The organism is Cellulophaga sp. F20128, from assembly GCF_023015805.1.
GTDB lineage: Bacteria > Bacteroidota > Bacteroidia > Flavobacteriales > Flavobacteriaceae > Cellulophaga.
In genome coordinates this window covers 59,612-77,082 of record NZ_JALKBA010000008.1, presented here as the reverse complement: position 1 = coordinate 77,082, position 17,471 = coordinate 59,612, and the positions used below count along the sequence as shown (strand labels likewise).

Annotated in this window: 13 protein-coding genes; 6 read left to right on the top strand and 7 right to left on the bottom strand. The window is 34.9% G+C overall.

Annotated features, from left to right (window positions below; genetic code table 11):
- Positions 1-152 precede the first annotated feature (152 nt).
- On the bottom strand, positions 153-1,637 hold the full coding sequence (mqo, locus tag MWU65_RS09700; protein ID WP_247077394.1) for a malate dehydrogenase (quinone): 1,485 nt from the start codon (positions 1,635-1,637) through the stop codon (positions 153-155).
- Between the two features lie 152 nt (positions 1,638-1,789).
- Here mqo and MWU65_RS09695 point away from each other — a divergent pair, with 152 nt between their 5' ends.
- Positions 1,790-3,358 (top strand): SulP family inorganic anion transporter, encoded by a 1,569-nt coding sequence (locus MWU65_RS09695; RefSeq protein ID WP_247077393.1) that lies wholly within the window; start codon positions 1,790-1,792, stop codon positions 3,356-3,358.
- A gap of 1 nt (position 3,359) precedes the next feature.
- On the opposite strand, the gene MWU65_RS09690 is transcribed toward MWU65_RS09695, so the two are convergent.
- Positions 3,360-4,499 (bottom strand): aldose epimerase family protein, encoded by a 1,140-nt coding sequence (locus MWU65_RS09690; RefSeq protein WP_247077391.1) that lies wholly within the window; start codon positions 4,497-4,499, stop codon positions 3,360-3,362.
- A gap of 10 nt (positions 4,500-4,509) precedes the next feature.
- Positions 4,510-5,271, bottom strand: a complete 762-nt coding sequence (locus tag MWU65_RS09685; RefSeq protein ID WP_247077389.1) for an exodeoxyribonuclease III — start codon at positions 5,269-5,271, stop codon at positions 4,510-4,512.
- 132 nt (positions 5,272-5,403) lie between these two features.
- Here MWU65_RS09685 and MWU65_RS09680 point away from each other — a divergent pair, with 132 nt between their 5' ends.
- Positions 5,404-7,482, top strand: coding sequence for a TonB-dependent receptor (locus MWU65_RS09680; protein ID WP_247077387.1), 2,079 nt, complete (start codon positions 5,404-5,406; stop codon positions 7,480-7,482).
- A gap of 96 nt (positions 7,483-7,578) precedes the next feature.
- On the opposite strand, the gene MWU65_RS09675 is transcribed toward MWU65_RS09680, so the two are convergent.
- Positions 7,579-9,120, bottom strand: coding sequence for a glycine--tRNA ligase (locus MWU65_RS09675; protein WP_247077386.1), 1,542 nt, complete (start codon positions 9,118-9,120; stop codon positions 7,579-7,581).
- A 36-nt stretch (positions 9,121-9,156) separates the two neighbouring features.
- Positions 9,157-10,053 (bottom strand): hypothetical protein, encoded by an 897-nt coding sequence (locus MWU65_RS09670; RefSeq protein WP_247077385.1) that lies wholly within the window; start codon positions 10,051-10,053, stop codon positions 9,157-9,159.
- A 48-nt stretch (positions 10,054-10,101) separates the two neighbouring features.
- Here MWU65_RS09670 and MWU65_RS09665 point away from each other — a divergent pair, with 48 nt between their 5' ends.
- Both MWU65_RS09665 and MWU65_RS09660 read left to right on the top strand, forming a co-directional pair.
- Positions 10,102-10,782 (top strand): ComF family protein, encoded by a 681-nt coding sequence (locus MWU65_RS09665; protein WP_247077383.1) that lies wholly within the window; start codon positions 10,102-10,104, stop codon positions 10,780-10,782.
- A gap of 47 nt (positions 10,783-10,829) precedes the next feature.
- Positions 10,830-12,446, top strand: a complete 1,617-nt coding sequence (locus MWU65_RS09660) for an Ig-like domain-containing protein (protein ID WP_247077380.1) — start codon at positions 10,830-10,832, stop codon at positions 12,444-12,446.
- Here the strand turns inward: MWU65_RS09660 and MWU65_RS09655 are convergent.
- Positions 12,436-13,212: a nitrilase family protein gene (locus tag MWU65_RS09655; protein ID WP_247077379.1), complete on the bottom strand. Its 777-nt coding sequence runs from the start codon at positions 13,210-13,212 to the stop codon at positions 12,436-12,438. The two genes, MWU65_RS09660 and MWU65_RS09655, sit on opposite strands and share 11 nt — an antisense overlap.
- A 297-nt stretch (positions 13,213-13,509) precedes the next feature.
- On the opposite strand from MWU65_RS09655, the gene MWU65_RS09650 reads away from it, so the two are divergent.
- Together MWU65_RS09650 and MWU65_RS09645 are read left to right on the top strand one after the other, a co-directional pair.
- Positions 13,510-15,705, top strand: coding sequence for a PAS domain S-box protein (locus MWU65_RS09650; protein WP_247077378.1), 2,196 nt, complete (start codon positions 13,510-13,512; stop codon positions 15,703-15,705).
- A gap of 4 nt (positions 15,706-15,709) precedes the next feature.
- On the top strand, positions 15,710-16,111 hold the full coding sequence (locus MWU65_RS09645; RefSeq protein ID WP_247077377.1) for a response regulator: 402 nt from the start codon (positions 15,710-15,712) through the stop codon (positions 16,109-16,111).
- A gap of 2 nt (positions 16,112-16,113) precedes the next feature.
- Here MWU65_RS09645 and MWU65_RS09640 read toward each other — a convergent pair whose 3' ends face one another.
- Entirely contained in the window at positions 16,114-17,469 is a 1,356-nt protein-coding gene (locus MWU65_RS09640; RefSeq protein ID WP_247077376.1) for a DUF5689 domain-containing protein, read from the bottom strand.
- Positions 17,470-17,471 lie beyond the last annotated feature (2 nt).

Here is a 17,471-nt window from a genome sequence, read left to right as displayed (position 1 = left end):
AAGTTAGGTTGGTTATTAGTTGTAAACCGTCTTGAGCCCTAAAAGGTTCAGGGCGGTTTTTTGATTTTAGACAATGCTTGTTCAGGGGCTATTAAATTGTAAAATTTTAACCATACAAACCGTAAACTTCTCGATTACAAACTCCAGATTTTTTAATGATCTTCCAATTTTAATACTTCCGTAGTGTATTGGCGTGTATGCCTACATAAGCTAGCATCGGTAATGAGCGACCTGCCTATACTTGGAATCATTGCTTCTAATTTTTTTTGCCAGGTTGTAGATTTTAGTTTTTCCGGAAAGCATTCCTGAAGAACAGAAAGCATAATAGATACAGCGGTAGAAGCTCCCGGAGAAGCCCCTAGCAAAGCCGCTAGGGTTTTGTTTTTGTTGGTGACAATCTCTGTTCCAAATTTAAGCACCCCGCCTTGCTCAGCGTCTTTTTTAATAATTTGTACGCGCTGGCCTGCTGTAATAAGCTCCCAATCTTCAATCTTGGCAGTAGGATAATACTTTTCTAAAGCTTGGAGACGTTCTTTGGGCGATTGTACTACCTGTTCAATGAGGTATTTGGTTAAAGTAATATTGTGAAATCCTGCGCCTAACATTGGAAAAATATTGTGTGCATCTATGGACAGTGGTAAATCGAAATACGATCCATTTTTCAAAAATTTTGTAGAAAAACCAGCGTAAGGACCAAAAAGTAACGAGCGCTTGCCATTGAGCATTCGAGTATCTAAATGAGGAACAGACATAGGGGGAGCGCCTACTTCGGCCATACCGTACACCTTCGCTTCGTGTTGTAAAATAATAGCTGGGTTGTTGCATTTTAGAAATTGACCACTTACTGGAAAGCCTCCGTAACCGTTGGCTTCAGGGATATCAGATTTTTCTAATAGTTTTAATGCGCCACCACCGGCTCCAATAAAAACAAAGGAGGTATTCATTGTTTTTTCTACTTTGGAGTGTAAATCAGTAACTTCCAATTGCCAAGTACCATCTTTTTTATCAGTTATATCTTCTACTTGGTGACCTAGATGTATTGCTACCCCATCACAAGATGCTAAATAGGCAATCATACTTCTGGTAACCATTCCAAAATTTACATCAGTACCAATAGGCATTCGGGTGGCGCCAATTTTCTGGTTTCTATCTCGGCCTTCCATCATTAAAGGTACCCAGTTTTTAACTACTTGGTGATCTTCAGAATGCAGCATATCTTCAAAAATGGCATATTTGGTCAGTGCCTTATGTCTTTTTTTTAAAAATTCCATATTTTCATCACCCCAAACAAAACTCATATGGTCAATGTCGTTTATAAAAGGAGTCGTTGTGGGAATAAGATTATTTTTTACCAAATACGCCCACAATTGTTTTGAAATTTCAAAAGATTCACTAATTTTTAAGGCCTTCGAAATATCTACTTGCCCAGCTTCATTCTCTGGTGTGTAGTTTAATTCACAAAAGGCTGAGTGTCCTGTGCCTGCATTGTTCCAAGCATCAGAACTTTCGGCACCAACCTTATCTAGTCTTTCGTAGATGGTGATTTTAGCAGTAGGAATAAGTTGTTTTAAAAGCACACCTAAGGTTGCACTCATTATACCCGCACCTATTAAAGTAAAGTCGGTTTTTGTGTTCATTTGATTCTGTTTCTTACATTCCTATAAAACGTTTTGTTGCTTAATAAGGCGTTGAGTTATGTCTTTTAAAGATAGCATTTTTCAGTTTTACGGTGTTTATTTTCTCTAAAAGGCTAATTAGCACTACTTTTGCGCCCTCAAATTAAGGTAAGATGAAGAAGTATTTAAATTTATTTGATTTTTCACAGAAGGTAGATTATAAAATTGAAATTTTAGCAGGATTAACGGTGGCAATGACAATGATACCAGAATCATTGATGTTTGCCATTCTTGCAGGATTTTCGCCCTTAGTAGGTTTGTATGGTGCTTTTATTATGGGGTTGGTTACAGCAATCTTTGGGGGAAGACCGGGTTTGATTTCTGGTGGTGCTGGTGCAACTGTAGTTGTACTTATGGCTTTAATGGATTCTTATGGTTTAGAATACGTTTTTGCAGCAGTTGCTTTGGCTGGAGTTATTCAAATGATAATAGGTTTTTTAAAGCTTGGTAAATTCATTCGCTTAGTGCCTCAACCCGTAATGTTTGGGTTTGTTAACGGTTTGGCTATTATTATTTTTATGGCACAAATGGATCAATTTAAAATTGGTGTGGGTGATGCTGCAGTTTGGTTAACAGGAGGAACATTGTATACTATGGTGGGCTTGGTACTGTTTACAATTGCAATAATTGTTTTTGTTCCCAAACTTACTAAAGCAGTTCCTGCTTCATTAATAGGAATTATTGTTGTTTTTCTAGTAGTATATTTTTTAAATATAGAAACCAAGCAAGTAGTAGATATCATTAATCAAGATACGTTACCAGGAGAAAAGCTAAAGTCGCTAAGTGGGACATTGCCTTCTTTTCACATACCCACTATTCCGTTTACTTTAGAAGCTTTTAAAATTATTTTGCCTTACGGATTAATAATGGCAGCTGTTGGTTTAACTGAAGGCTTACTTACTTTGAACTTAGTAGATGAAATTACGGATACAAAAGGGAGTAGTAACAGAGAATGTGTAGCGCAAGGAGGAGCAAATATATTAAATGGTTTCTTTGGTGGAATGGGTGGATGTCCTATGATTGCGCAAACTTTGGTTAACCTATCAGCAGGTTCAAGGGCAAGACTGTCTGGTATAATTGCATCGTTAACAATATTGTTAATCATATTGTTTGGTGCGCCAATAATAGAGCTTGTACCTATTGCTGCATTGGTAGGTGTTATGGTAATGGTTTCTGTAGGTACTTTTGAGTGGGCAAGTTTTAAGGCTTTAAAAAGAATGCCTAAACCAGATATTTTTGTAATGATTTTGGTAACTCTTATTACAGTGCTTTTGCACAACTTGGCCTTGGCTGTATTAATAGGGGTAATAATTTCTGCATTGGTATTTGCTTGGGAAAATGCAAAACGTATACGGGCAAGAAAGTTTGTAGATGATAATGGTGTAAAACATTACGAGATTTTTGGACCTTTGTTTTTTGGGTCTACAACAGCATTTGCAGAAAAATTTGATGTTTTAAATGATCCTAAAGAGGTAGTTATAGATTTTAGAGAAAGTAGAGTAGCAGATATGTCTGCCATAGAATCTTTAAACAAACTTACAGAACGCTACCAAAAAGTGGGTAAAAAAGTACACTTAAAGCACCTTAGTAAAGATTGTCTAGTTTTATTAGATAATGCAGATCAGATAATAGATGTTAATGTATTAGAAGACCCTACATACAAAGTAGTCTCCAATAAGTAAGCTACTTTACTATGCTAAATTTATACAAAGTTACGCTGTGGTATTCTTCTTTAGGATGTAATACCACAGTTGGAAACTGTGGTTTGTTAGGACTGTCTGGGTAATGTTGTGTTTCCAAACAAAATGCGGACCTATACTCATAAGGCTTGTTACTTTTTCCGGTTACATCGCCATCAAGAAAATTTCCACTATAAAATTGAACACCGGGTTCACTGGTGTATAATTCCATAATTCTACCCGTAGTTGGTTCTGTTACCCTTGCAGCTAGGTGAATGCCCGTAGGGTTTTGCTCTAAAACATAATTGTGGTCATACCCTAGGCCAATGTTTAATTGCTCGTAATCTGCATTAATATCTTTGCCCAAAGGTTTAGTTGTTGTAAAATCCATAGGTGTATCTTTAACCAAAGCGAGCACCCCAGTTGGTATTAGAGAGGCATCTACAGGTGTAAACCGAGATGCGTTAATATGCACCAAATGATCATTAATAGTGCCATTACCTTCTCCTTTTAAATTAAAATAAGAGTGATGGGTTAAATTTACAATGGTTGTTTTATCTGTGGTTGCCCAATATTCAACTTTTAGTTCATTGGCATCCGTTAATTGGTATTGAACGGTTATTGACAAGTTCCCAGGATACCCTTCTTCCAAATCTGGTGATAGGTATTTTAGTTCAAGCGTTTGCGCATCCATTTGTTTTGCATCCCACACAACAGCATCATATCCTTTAGTACCTCCGTGTAAATGATTTTCATTGTTGTTGGTAGCTAACGAATATTCAATATTATTAATTGAAAATTTACCTTTAGCAATTCTATTGCCATACCTGCCAATTAAAGAACCAAAATAGGTTTTGGGGTTATTTAAATATTCAGCAATAGTATTGTGACCAAGCACCATATCACCATAATTACCTTCCTTATCTTGCACCCATAAGGAAACTACTGTTCCTCCATAATTGGTGATTTGAGTTTGGGCGCCAGACTTATTTTTTAAGGTGTATAGGGTAACCTTTTTTCCTTCTATGATGGTGTCAAAATTTGCAGCAGCGATTAACTTTGGAGTCATTTTGGAAATAGATTTTTTTTCGTTTTTACAACTAAACAGGCACAAGCTACTAACTAAGATAATAAGATATCGCATAGTTTATATTTTAATCAATTTGAACTAAAATAGGGCAATGGTCGCTGTGTTTGGCTTCCGATAAAATAAGTGCTCTTTTTAAGCGACTTTCTAAGGGCTTGCTTACCATTCCATAATCTAGTCGCCAACCTTTGTTATTGTTTCTTGAGTTTGCTCTATAACTCCACCAGGAATAATTGTGAGGTTCTTTGTTGAAATGTCTAAAGCTATCTATAAATCCATTATCCATAAAATTCCCAATCCATTCCCTTTCAACAGGTAAAAACCCAGAGACGTTTTTGTTGCGAACCGGATCGTGTATGTCTATGGCTTTATGACAAATGTTAAAATCCCCGCAAATAACCAAATTGGGGCGTTCTTGTTTTAGTTCATTAACATAGGTCTGAAAATCGGCCATATAAGTTAATTTAAAATCTAAACGAGCTAAATTTGTACCCGAAGGAAGGTATAAACTCATAATGGATAAATCTCCAAAATCTGCTCTAAGATTTCTGCCTTCAAAATCCATATATTCAATCCCGGTACCGTATTCTATATGATCTGGTTTCGTCTTAGATAATATAGCAACGCCGCTATAGCCTTTTTTTTGAGCACTGTACCAATAATTGTAGTGGTAGCCGGCTGCTTCAAACAACGATAAGTCTAATTGTTCTTCCATGGCTTTAATTTCTTGTAGGCAGATGACGTCTGGGTCTGTTGCTGTTAACCATTCTATAAAGCTTTTGTTTAGTGCGGCTCTAATGCCGTTTACATTGTAGGATACAATTTTCATTTTTCATTTTTAAGAATGTTAAAAATAGAAAAAACAATGGTGTTTAAGAAACATAAATGGAATAGATTCATTAAAAAAAGCTGTATTTTCGTTTTTCTGAAAATGATTTTTTTTAAACGAAGTGGTGTTGGTATGAGATTTATAATGGTTGCCTTTTTACTGGCTTATACACTACAAACGTACAGCCAGGAATCCCAGCAAGATACTATTACAAGGCTTAAAGGGGTTGTGGTTTACGATGATGCCATTCAGAAAAATCAAGCTATAGGTACAGTAGCATCTGGTGTAATAGGTGCTGCCGTTTTTCAAAATTACAGTCCGTTAGATGCTGTAGCGGCTATAAATCAAATCTCAGGGGTTTATATTTTATCGGGTGCCTTAAATACAAATAGGATTACCATTCGAGGGGTTGGCGCTAGAACACTATACGGAACAGATAAGTTACGACTCTACTACAATGAGATTCCCATAACCAACGGCACAGGTAGTTCTAGTATCGAGGCTTACGATTTAGAAAACCTAAACTCAGTTACTGTTATTAAAGGGCCTAAAGGGACTGCATTTGGAGCTAATTTAGGTGGTGCTATCCTCTTAACTGCAAAACAATACCAAGAAGAGCGAACCTTATTAACGAATAGCTTTACGGTGGGTTCTTATAACTTAATAAAAAATAATGTTGCCTTCTCTCATACTCAGGAAGATTTTACTTTGGGTATAACCTATGGTCATACGGAAACCGATGGTTATAGGGAGAATAGTGATTTTAACCGCGATGGTTTTTTACTAAATTCTACCTATACTATAGATGCTAAAAATAAAGTTTCGCTCTTGGTAAATTATATAGATTATACAGCCCAAATAGCATCTTCAATTAGTAAGTCCGACTTTGATACAGCTCCTCAAAAAGCTGCTTTTACATGGGGTGAAGCCCAAGGTTATGAGGCCAATAAGTACAGTTTGTTGGGGGTGTCCTATACGCATCAATTTACGCCCAACTTAAAAAATACAACAAGTTTATTTTATACGTATTTAGACCATTATGAACCTAGGCCATTTAATATATTGGATGAGTTTACCAATGGATATGGCTTTAGAACTCGCTTTATGGGATCATTTGGTTTTTTAAAATACAGTGGCAATTATACCATTGGTACAGAATTATACCAAGATGAATACAATTGGAAGACTTTTGAAAATTTGTATCAAGACACTGACGGAAATGGAAGTCTTCAAGGTGATAGAATAAGTAATAACAAAGAGTATAGATCTCAATTAAACACCTTTGGCACGGTAACCTTGCCGTTTTCAAAGAAATTTACAGCGCAACTTGGATTGGCAATTAATAATACAAAATACAATTACCGAGATTTATTCAATAGTGGTGCTGCTAATAAGAATGCAAGAAAAAGCTTTAGCGCCATTGTACTACCGAGTGTAAACCTAAACTATGATTTTTCTGAAAAATATGCAATGTACGGGAATATTAGCCGGGGTTTTTCCAATCCCAATATAGAAGAAACCCTCACTCCAGAAGGAGTGATAAATCCAGATATTGCCCAAGAAACCGGGATAAATTATGAGCTGGGATCCGTATTGTTTTTTGATGCTAATAGATTAAAAATAGATCTTGCTTTTTATCAGATGAATATTAAAAACCTATTGGTTGCTCAGCGTATTGGGAACGATGAATTTATTGGAAAAAATGCAGGAAGCACACAACATAAGGGGGTTGAAGTAGAAATGAATTACCAATTACCTTTGGGTAGAAAAGTAAAAGCAATTCCTTTTCTAGGGTATACCTATAACCATCATAAGTTTAAAGAATTTTTGGATGCAGAGCATACGTATTCTGGCAATTGGTTAACAGGTGTGCCAAAAAATAAAATTAATGTTGGGTTACAATTAAAGCATACTAATGGATTGTTTTGGAACACAACGCAGCAATATGTTGGTGAAATTCCTATGGACGATGCCAATACCTTATACAGCGATGCGTTTTCAGTTGTAAATAGTAAGATTGGGTTTGCGAAACATTTTGGGGCCCATTTTAGCGCGACAGTTAATATTGGGGTTCGTAATATTTTTAATGCCAAATACGCACAATCCGTATTGATCAATGCGGTAGGTTTTGGAGGAGCAGAGCCTCGCTATTATTACCCGGGAAATAATAGAAATTATTACGGAGGGTTACAGTTAAGGTATGTGCTATAAAGTTTTTGAAAACTTTGAATTAATATAAAAAAATAGCTTGTTGTAGTCTTTTTAACTAGCAACAAGCTATGATTGTATTTCTATAAATTGAGGAGATTAAATCCTTTTTAACCACTCTTTCATAGCTACCTCAGAATCAATAATGGATTTTAAATCTGCTATGGCTACACGTTTCTGTTCCATAGTATCTCTATGGCGTATGGTAACTGTCTGGTCTTCTATGGTTTGGTGATCCACAGTGATACAAAATGGCGTTCCGTTGGCATCTTGCCTTCTGTAACGACGGCCTACGGCATCTTTCTCGTCATAAATAACTTTATGATCCCATTTTAAATCGTCAATGATTTGATGTGCAATTTCTGGCAAACCATCTTTCTTAACTAGTGGTAAAATTGCTGCTTTGGTTGGTGCCAATACTGCAGGAATTTTAAGAACCGTTCGTGTAGAGCCGTTTTCTAATTCCTCTTCTTCTAAGGAGTTGGACAATACGGCTAAAAACATACGATCTACACCTATAGAGGTTTCTACTACGTAAGGCACATAGCTTTCGTTAAGTTCGTGGTCAAAATATTGTAATTTTTTACCCGAATGTTTTTCATGGCTACTAAGGTCAAAATCTGTCCTAGAGTGTATTCCTTCCAATTCTTTAAAGCCAAACGGAAATTTAAATTCTATATCGGCGGCTGCATCTGCATAATGTGCTAGTTTATCATGATCGTGAAAACGGTAATTGTCTTCACCCAATCCTAGTGATAAATGCCATTTAATTCTATTTTCTTTCCAAGCTTCATACCATTCTTTTTGGGTGCCAGGACGTACAAAAAATTGCATCTCCATTTGCTCAAATTCGCGCTGACGAAAAATAAATTGTCGCGCAACAATTTCATTTCTAAATGCTTTTCCTATTTGGGCAATTCCAAACGGAATTTTCATTCTCCCAGTTTTCTGAACATTTAAAAAGTTTACAAAAATACCTTGTGCAGTTTCGGGTCTTAGGTATAGGTCCATAGCACTTTCAGCAGAAGCACCCAATTTGGTGCCAAACATAAGGTTAAATTGCTTTACCTCTGTCCAGTTTTTAGTTCCGGAAATAGGGCAAACAATGTCTAGCTCTTCAATAAGGTTTTTAACATCTACCAAGTCTTCCTTCTCCAAAGACTGACCCATTCTGGAGAGGGTTGCATTTATTTTTTCTTGATAGCCAACAACCCGTGGGTTTGTAGCAACAAATTCGGCTTTGTTAAAAGCATCCCCAAAACGTTTAGCCGCTTTGGTGACTTCTTTCTCAATCTTGGTTTCAATTTTAGCGCAGTAATCTTCAATTAAGACATCTGCTCTGTATCTTTTTTTAGAATCTTTATTGTCTATTAATGGGTCGTTAAATGCATCAACGTGTCCGGATGCCTTCCATATTGTTGGGTGCATAAGGATGGCAGAATCTAGGCCTACAATGTTTTCATGCAACTGCACCATTGCTTTCCACCAATACTGTTTAATGTTGTTTTTTAACTCTACCCCATTTTGAGCATAGTCGTAAACAGCACTTAAACCATCATAAATTTCACTAGATTGAAATACATAACCGTATTCCTTTGCGTGTGATATAACCTTCTTAAATTTGTCTTCTTGATTTGCCATTCGGCAAAAATAGAACTTTAGTGGTAATTCATGGAATTATTTTAACTCAAATTCTTTAGAAGAAAGCAATTTTTCATCTTCAAATACATTCAAGGTATAGAAGCCAGGATGTAAAGAGCCAGCAGGAACATTAATTTCATCACAAACTTCTTTATTAATACCTGTATAAATAAGATCTAAACGCTTGCTGTATTCATTCCCGTTAAGTTGTATAATATTGGCATTATGAGCAATAACACGTTTGTTAGGGTCTAAGAATTGAAAATACAAGGTTTTAGCCGCATTACTTTCATTGGGATTGCCTTTAACAGTAGTACACCCATTAAGTTTTGTAATAATAGACGCCTTATTGGTATATATAACCTTCCCGTTTCGTATTCTTATACCAAGAGCGTCAGTTTTGTCAAGTTTTAGATAGGTTTTATTTTTGAGTTCGTTATTTAATTTTTTATTCGCTAGTCGCAATGCTTCTTCTCTATCTGCTAAAGTATTCGCATTGTTTTTGTACTCCTCTGCTTTCTCCTTTGCTTCTATAATACTTCTGCTAAGTACAATATTATTGTAATTAAGGGAGTTGTATTTAAGATTAAGGCTGTCATATTTAACTTCCCACATTCGTAATTGACGTTTACTTTCCGTATACTTGTCAATATCAAAATTTAACTGTCCAATAGAATCTAGTAAATTATTGATACGGTCATTTGCTACTTTTAGGTCAATATCGTTTACTTGGTTTTCAGATGCCAGGTTGTCAATATTAGCACGCATTAGAGTAAGCTTGTTTACCAAAATCTTTTTTTCCCCTTCAATAAAGTTGATTTTATTGTTAGATTGGGCGTTACTGTAATAAAACGCAATTAGAATACCTATGATGACCGCTGCCAAAGCTGCCGTAATTATTTTGTAATTGAAATTGTTATCTTGTGAGTCCATCAACTAAGTAGGATGCTTTTTAAGTAGGTTATAATTTGGGATAATAGGTTGTCAAATATACTAAATCATATTAATAAGATACTAATACCACTAGGGTGTTTTGGTTGTAATACACCTTTGGGTAAAGGTGAACGATTAATTTGTACCGTTTGTCGAAATCAGCTGCCACTCACCGAGTATAATTTCACCGATGAAAACCCAATTGATCGTATTTTCTATGGTAGAATTGATATAAAAAAGGCAAATTCCTTTCTGTTTTACACCCAAAATGGGATTGTAAAAAACATCATTCATCACTTAAAATACAAAAATCAGGCACAGCTAGGAACATTTTTCGGCCTTTGGTACGCGCCATTAATAAAAGAACGCTTAGAAATAGATATTGTTGTGCCTGTGCCATTACACAAGAGAAAATTAAGAAAAAGAGGGTACAACCAGGTGTCTTTATTCGCCCAAGAATTGGCAAATCATTTTAAGGCAGAATTCAATGAAAATATCTTGCTAAAAACGGCAAATACCAAGACGCTGACAAAGAAAAATAGATTTTCTAGGTGGAAAGCAAATCAAGAGTTGTATCAGCTAATAGAGAAAAAATACATAGAGAATAAAACCATTTTATTAGTTGATGATGTTATCACTACAGGCGCAACTATTGAAGCTTGTGCAACGGCTTTAAAAAAAGCAAAAGGCGTTGTCATTTATGTAGTTACAATAGCCGTAGTTCCATAATTTTATCTTTGTACAAATTGTTGTTTCTTTGTGCTAATATTTTGGTTATGGCAAGACGTATTTTAGGCTTTGTGTTTTTAGTGTTGATGGTGTTTGCGTTATTGCAATGTGCTAGAAGGGGTACACCTTCGGGTGGGGAAAAAGATGTCACCCCTCCTGTACTTTTAAAAGCAGAGCCTGCAAATAAAACAGTCAACTTTAAATCTCCTACTATTCGCTTGTATTTTGATGAGTATATAAAGTTGAAAGACGTCCAAAAACAGCTTATTATTTCTCCGCCTTTAAAAAACCAACCAGAAATTACTCCGCAAGGGTCTGCAAGCAAATACATAGAAATAAAAATTAAGGATACCTTGAGGGAAAACACAACCTATACCTTTAATTTTGGGCAAAGTATAGAAGATAATAATGAAGGTAATCCCAGTAGTTTTTTAAGTTATGTTTTTTCAACCGGAGATTATTTAGATTCACTTTCTATAACTGGGGTTGTCAATGATGCGTATAAAAAGGAGGTAGATAATTTTGTTAGTGTAATGCTCTATGAAGTAGATAGCTCTTATACAGATTCTACAATTTACAAACAACCACCGCTATATATCACCAATACCTTGGATAGCACGGCTATTTTTAGTTTAAAAAATCTAAAAAAGGGCAAGTATGCGCTTTTTGCTTTAAAAGACGAAGGAAGCAATTATAAGTTTGATCAAAATATAGATAGAATTGGCTTTTTGGGATATACCATTACGATTCCTACAGATTCAATATTTGTATTAGACTTATTTAAAGAGGTTCCTGAGTTTATAGCCTCAGTACCGAGTTACGCCGCAAAAAATAAAATAATTTTTGGATACCAAGGGGATGGGTCGGATCTTACGATAGAGCGATTAACTCCTTTACCCGATAGTGTAAAAACCATAGTTTCTAAGGAATTGGAAAAGGATACCTTAAATTATTGGATTAGTCCGTTTACGGCAGATTCACTAATTTTTAGAGTGGTCAATGATGTGAAAAGGACAATAGATACATTTACAGTAAAATCTAGAAAATTACCTCTAGACTCCTTGAGGATCAGTGCTACACAAAATAAGAGTATCAGCTTAGAAAATCCTTTTTGGGTGTCTGCCAACATTCCCATAAAAAAAATAGATACTTCTAAGATTACCATACTAGATAAAGATACTATTAGTGTCGCTGTAATTACTGCCTTAGATTCCGTAAAAAATAGGTTGAATTTTAATTTAGTAGTTCCCGCAGAAAATCAATACCGGGTGCGATTGTTGCCTTCTGCAATAACAGATTTCTTTGGGAATGTTAATGATACCATTGTTTTTGGGTTGTCTCCAGTAGATCCTGTAGAACATGGTGTTTTAAATGTGACACTAACAGGGGCTGTGACCTACCCAGTAATTGTTCAAATTTTAAATGAGTCTAATGATAAAATTGTTAGGGAAGAGTTTGCAGCAACAGAAAAGGTGTTTGTTTTTAAAAATTTAAAGCCTTCAAACTATCAAATTAGAGTTATAGAAGATCATAACGGTAATAAAAAATGGGATACAGGGAGCTACCTTCAAAAGAAGTTTCCGGAAAAGGTTAACTATGCACCCAATTCCATTGAGATACGAGCCAATTGGGAAGAAAAATATGAATTTGAAATCATAAAGTAAAAGGATCTCTATCTTCTAAGAACTTTAATTTTGCCCTAGTTTCATTAATATGAGATTTTTCTAAAACCGTAAAAATAACTTCGTTTGCAGTAGAAAAAGCAAGTTCTTTTCCAAGGCAATCATAGACCGCAGAATGTCCTGTATATTCATTTCCTAGGCTGTCTGTGCCAATTCTGTTGGCACCAATACAATACGCCATATTTTCAATAGCTCTTGCTTTTAGGAGAATGTCCCAAGCGTGTATCCGTTGTTTAGGCCAATTGGCAACATAGAGTAATACATCATAATTTTCCGTATTTCTAGCCCAAACAGGAAACCTAAGATCGTAGCATATTAAAGGGCATATTAGAAACCCTTTATATGGAATGCTTATTTTTTTAGTTCCTGCAGTATATATTTTATCCTCTCCGGCCAGGGTAAAGGTGTGTTTTTTGTCATAGCAAGAATATTCTCCATTGGGTAAAACAAAAAACAAACGATTGTAATGGTTGTTGTTATCTACAAACGGAATACTCCCGGTAATAGCAGCATTTTTTTCTTTTGCAAGGTGTTGCATCCATAATATTGTTAATTGTCCTTCTCGGGGGTCAATGTTGTTGGGATGCATTGTAAAACCAGTTGTAAACATTTCTGGAAGCACTATAAGATCTACCTGCTTAGAAAAAGAATCAATTGTTTGTTCAAGAGAATTTCTGTTTTTTTGGGGACTCTCCCAAAACAGGGAAGTTTGAACTACGGCAACTGTAAGGCGAGCGGGTTTTACCATTGGATCTATTTTAACAAGGGTATAAAATTACTAAATTTAAGGAAGATTTTTGTGACATACCTCTTGTTATGTTCGCAATTTATAGGCTTAGCTAGTGAGTAAATAAAATGAATTTAGGAAGAAGATCCATAATTCTACTTTCCTAGTATTGGTAGGCTTATAATGCTAATATCCCTATCAAAATTTTATTTTATGTTGTTTATTGTACTTTTCACAACAAAAATCCAAATAAAAAGAGGGTTTTTCTTACTTTATTTAAAATAGTATTACCTTTATTTTTTTACTAACATATATATTTTGAATACACTGCTTACAGACTGCTTTATTACAGATTCCCCCATAGAAATAGGAGTGTTTGATTTGGAAATGAATTTCATTCTATGTTCTAAACTCTGGCTCAAAACTATTAATGCTGATGAAATAGGTGTAATTGGAAAATCGTATTATGATATTTTTCCTACAACTTCTGTTGCAATTAGGGAAATACACGATCGCTGTTTAACAAAGAATTTAAAGATTTCTGAGATAGAGCATTTAACACTTCCAAATGGGAGTTTACAATGTTTGAACTGGAAAATTAACTCTTGGAAAAATGATAGTGGTGAAATAGGAGGCTTAGTTATAGTAAGGGAGGATATTACAAAGAAACTAATTGAAGAGAAGTATAGGTTAAAAGCTCAGGAAGTGGCTAAAATAGGTGGCTGGGAGGTTAATCTAATTAGCAATGAAGTCTATTGGACTAAAATAACCAAAGAGATTCACAATGCTCCTGAAGATTTTATACCCACTTTAGAAGATGGTATTAATTTTTATAAAGAGGGGTATTATAGGGAAATGATATTTGCCTATGTCAGTGAAGCAATTTCAAACGGAACACCTTGGAATGATGAATTTGTGATACTTACCGTTGATGGAAAAGAAAAATGGGTAAAGGTTATTGGAAAAGTAGAGTTGGTTGATGGGAAAGCAGTGAGATTAACGGGTACTTTTCAAGATATCGATGCGGAAAAAAAGGCGGAGATTAACTATAAGGAGTCTTTAGAAAGATTTAATTTGGCGGCTAAGTCTGCTCGTATTGGGGTATGGGATTATGATATTGTGAGCAAACAATTGAATTGTGATGATAACATGTATTATCTTTTTGAATTGGAAAAAGGGAATTTTTCCAATGATTTTGAGGCTTGGAAATCTGTGATCTATCCAGAAGATAAAGAAAGAGTCATTCATGAGATGTTAATATCTCTAAATCATGGAAAGGAGTTTAATACAGAATATCGCATACAAACCGAAGATGGTAAAATAAAACACATAAAATCAATTGCTCAGGTTCAGCATGATAAAAATGGGGTTCTAACAAAGGTAATTGGGGCAAAATGGGACATTACAGACCATAGAAATACAGAATTAAAACTACTTAAAAATAAAGAATCTTTTACTGGTGTTTTTGATAATTCTAGTGTGGGTATGGCACTTGTTAGTATAGAAGGTAAGTGGTTAAAAATAAACAACAGTTTATCCTCTAGTTTGGGTTATTCTTCTAAAGAACTTATAAAGCTAACTTTTCAAGATATTACGCATCCAGATGATTTGATCACCGATCTTACCCTTTTACAAGAATTGATAGATGAAAAAAGAGATGGTTATCAAATAGAAAAACGTTATTACCATAAAAATGGTCATATTGTTTATGTGATATTATCCGTAACAAAAGTTACTAAAATTGACGGTAGTATAGCTCATTTTATTACTCAAATAGTGGATATAACCTCTCGTAAACAGGCAGAGAATAAGTTAAAAGCTGTTTTAAAAATCACGGAAGAACAAAACAATAGCCTTACAAATTTTGCACATATAGTATCTCATAATTTAAGGTCGCATTCTACCAACTTATCCATGCTTACGGGTTTTTTGTCAACTGAAGAGGACGAAGCTGAAAAGAAAAATTTGATGGGAATGCTAAATGATTCAACAGAAAGTTTAGACGAAACTATTGTGCATTTAAATGAAGTTGTAAACGTTAAATTAAATATAATTGATAAATTAGAGAATGTAAATATTTCACATGCGTTTAACAATGTAAAAAAGAGTGTAGTTGCATTAGTAAATGATAATCAGGTAACCATAAATTGCACCATTCCTGAGGCGCACTCCGTTAGTGCTGTTCCTGCCTATTTAGAAAGTATTTTATTAAACCTATTAACCAATAGTATCCGGTATAGTTCCCCAACAAGATTGCCGGTAATTCATATTAAAACCAAAAGAGTAAAAGATAAAATAATCTTGACCTTTAAAGATAATGGTCTAGGTATAGATTTAAAGAAACACAAAGAAAAAATATTTGGAATGTATAAAACTTTCCATAAACACAAGGATTCTAAGGGGGTTGGATTGTTTATCACCAAGGGGCAAATGGAAGCAATGAATGGTAAAATTAAAGTTTCAAGTATTGTTGATGTTGGTACTACCTTTACCTTGTATTTTAAAATAAATTAGTTGTATGAAAAAAATTAGTAGCTCTTGTATTATAGATGATGATCAAATATTTGTTTATGGTACCCGACGCATAATGAAAGACGCAAACTTTTGTGAAACTATTCATGTCTTTGAAAACGGATTAGATGCTATTAATGCATTAAAAAAAATGATTGTTGATGGTATTGAGTTACCTCGGTTAATATTTTTAGATTTAAATATGCCCATAATGGATGGTTGGGAATTTCTTGAAGATTTTCTAAAAATCCCTAACAATATTAGAGAACAAGTCACCATATTTATTATTAGTTCTTCTATAGATCCAAGGGACATAGAAAGGGTAAAAGAATATGATGTGGTGAGTGATTATATATTAAAACCAGTTACTCCAAAAGACCTCAGAAATTTAATTGAAGAAATAGAATAAAATTACCTGACACCAGGGGAGAAATCTTGAGGTGCGTTCTGGGGTAGGTTTGTAGTTCCTAATGCACCAGTATCATTAAAAATAACCCATTCGTTAAAAGAATAAACCTTGTTGGCTTGCGTAATTTCGGGCTTTCTAAGGGCTCTTCCATCTTCAAATTCGTGATTTGTACCAGAACCATCTTCGCCAATAATACCAAAAACATCAATTACAGTACCAAAAGGATCTACCAATTCTAGGTTGTCATCTCCATTGGAATCTGCCGGACTATTAACGCCTACGGCTATGTCTGGAGGAAAACCATAAACAGTTTCAAATTCATTGGCATTTGGAGAAATAATCAACGCACTTTCCGCATTAATTGTATAGGCAGACAGGTCTATGGTAGAACTTACTTCAGTATTGTAATTCGTATATCTATTTAATTTCCAGTGGTTTAAACTTAGGTGTTCGGTGCCAGAATTATAGAGTTCCACAAAGCGAGCTCCCGTATTATTGTTGGGGTCTGCTATTTCAGAAATAAAAATGTTGGTAGAGGTAAACTCCGTTACAATTTCAGGACAACGGTTATTGGTAAAGTTAATGTCATGTAAACTTCTAATACGCAATTTATATTCATTACCCTCTTTTACTAGTACCGCACTAATACTTCCATTTTTGTCTGGTACTATACGCGCTTGAAAATCGGCATAACCGCTGTTTAAGAGTTTAATTTCATTGTTGTGACAGTCTTTGAGGGTGCGTTCTGTTTCTAGTTTGGGTTCCGCAAAACTAAGCCCCAATTCGTTATCCACAATTTCAAGGCTATCCAACTCAATTAAAGTATTTATCAATTGGTCTTTTAAGTTGCTTAAACTGGTTTTGGTTGGCGTGGCTTGTTGGTCATCACAACTTACGAATAGGTGTTCTGAAACCTGTAGACTAGGAAGTCTACCTACAGATTTATTTCCAAAAGAAGAAAACACGCCGCCAATTAAAATGGCATCATTTTTTGTATCTAGGTACAACCCTTTCAATTTAACAAAGACTTTACTATCACTTTTGTAAAGAAGGTGATGCTCTCTGAGGTCTATGTGAAATTCAAGCCCCATAGTTGGGTTGGTGTGTTTGTCTTGTAAGTGTATTGTGCCAAAAAAGTTGCCTTCAATATCCGAAGAAATTATATAGCCTTCAATAATTAAATCATCTTGAATATGTACAATGCCATCATCCGACAAACTTTTTAGCTCTTCAAAAGTAGTGTTGGCAAGTAATTCTGAACAAGTAGTTTTAGGGATATCAAAATCTTTATCTTTTACACATCCAAGGCAAATGATATTAAATAAAATAAGGGTGTATATGCTTTTTTTATTCATCATAA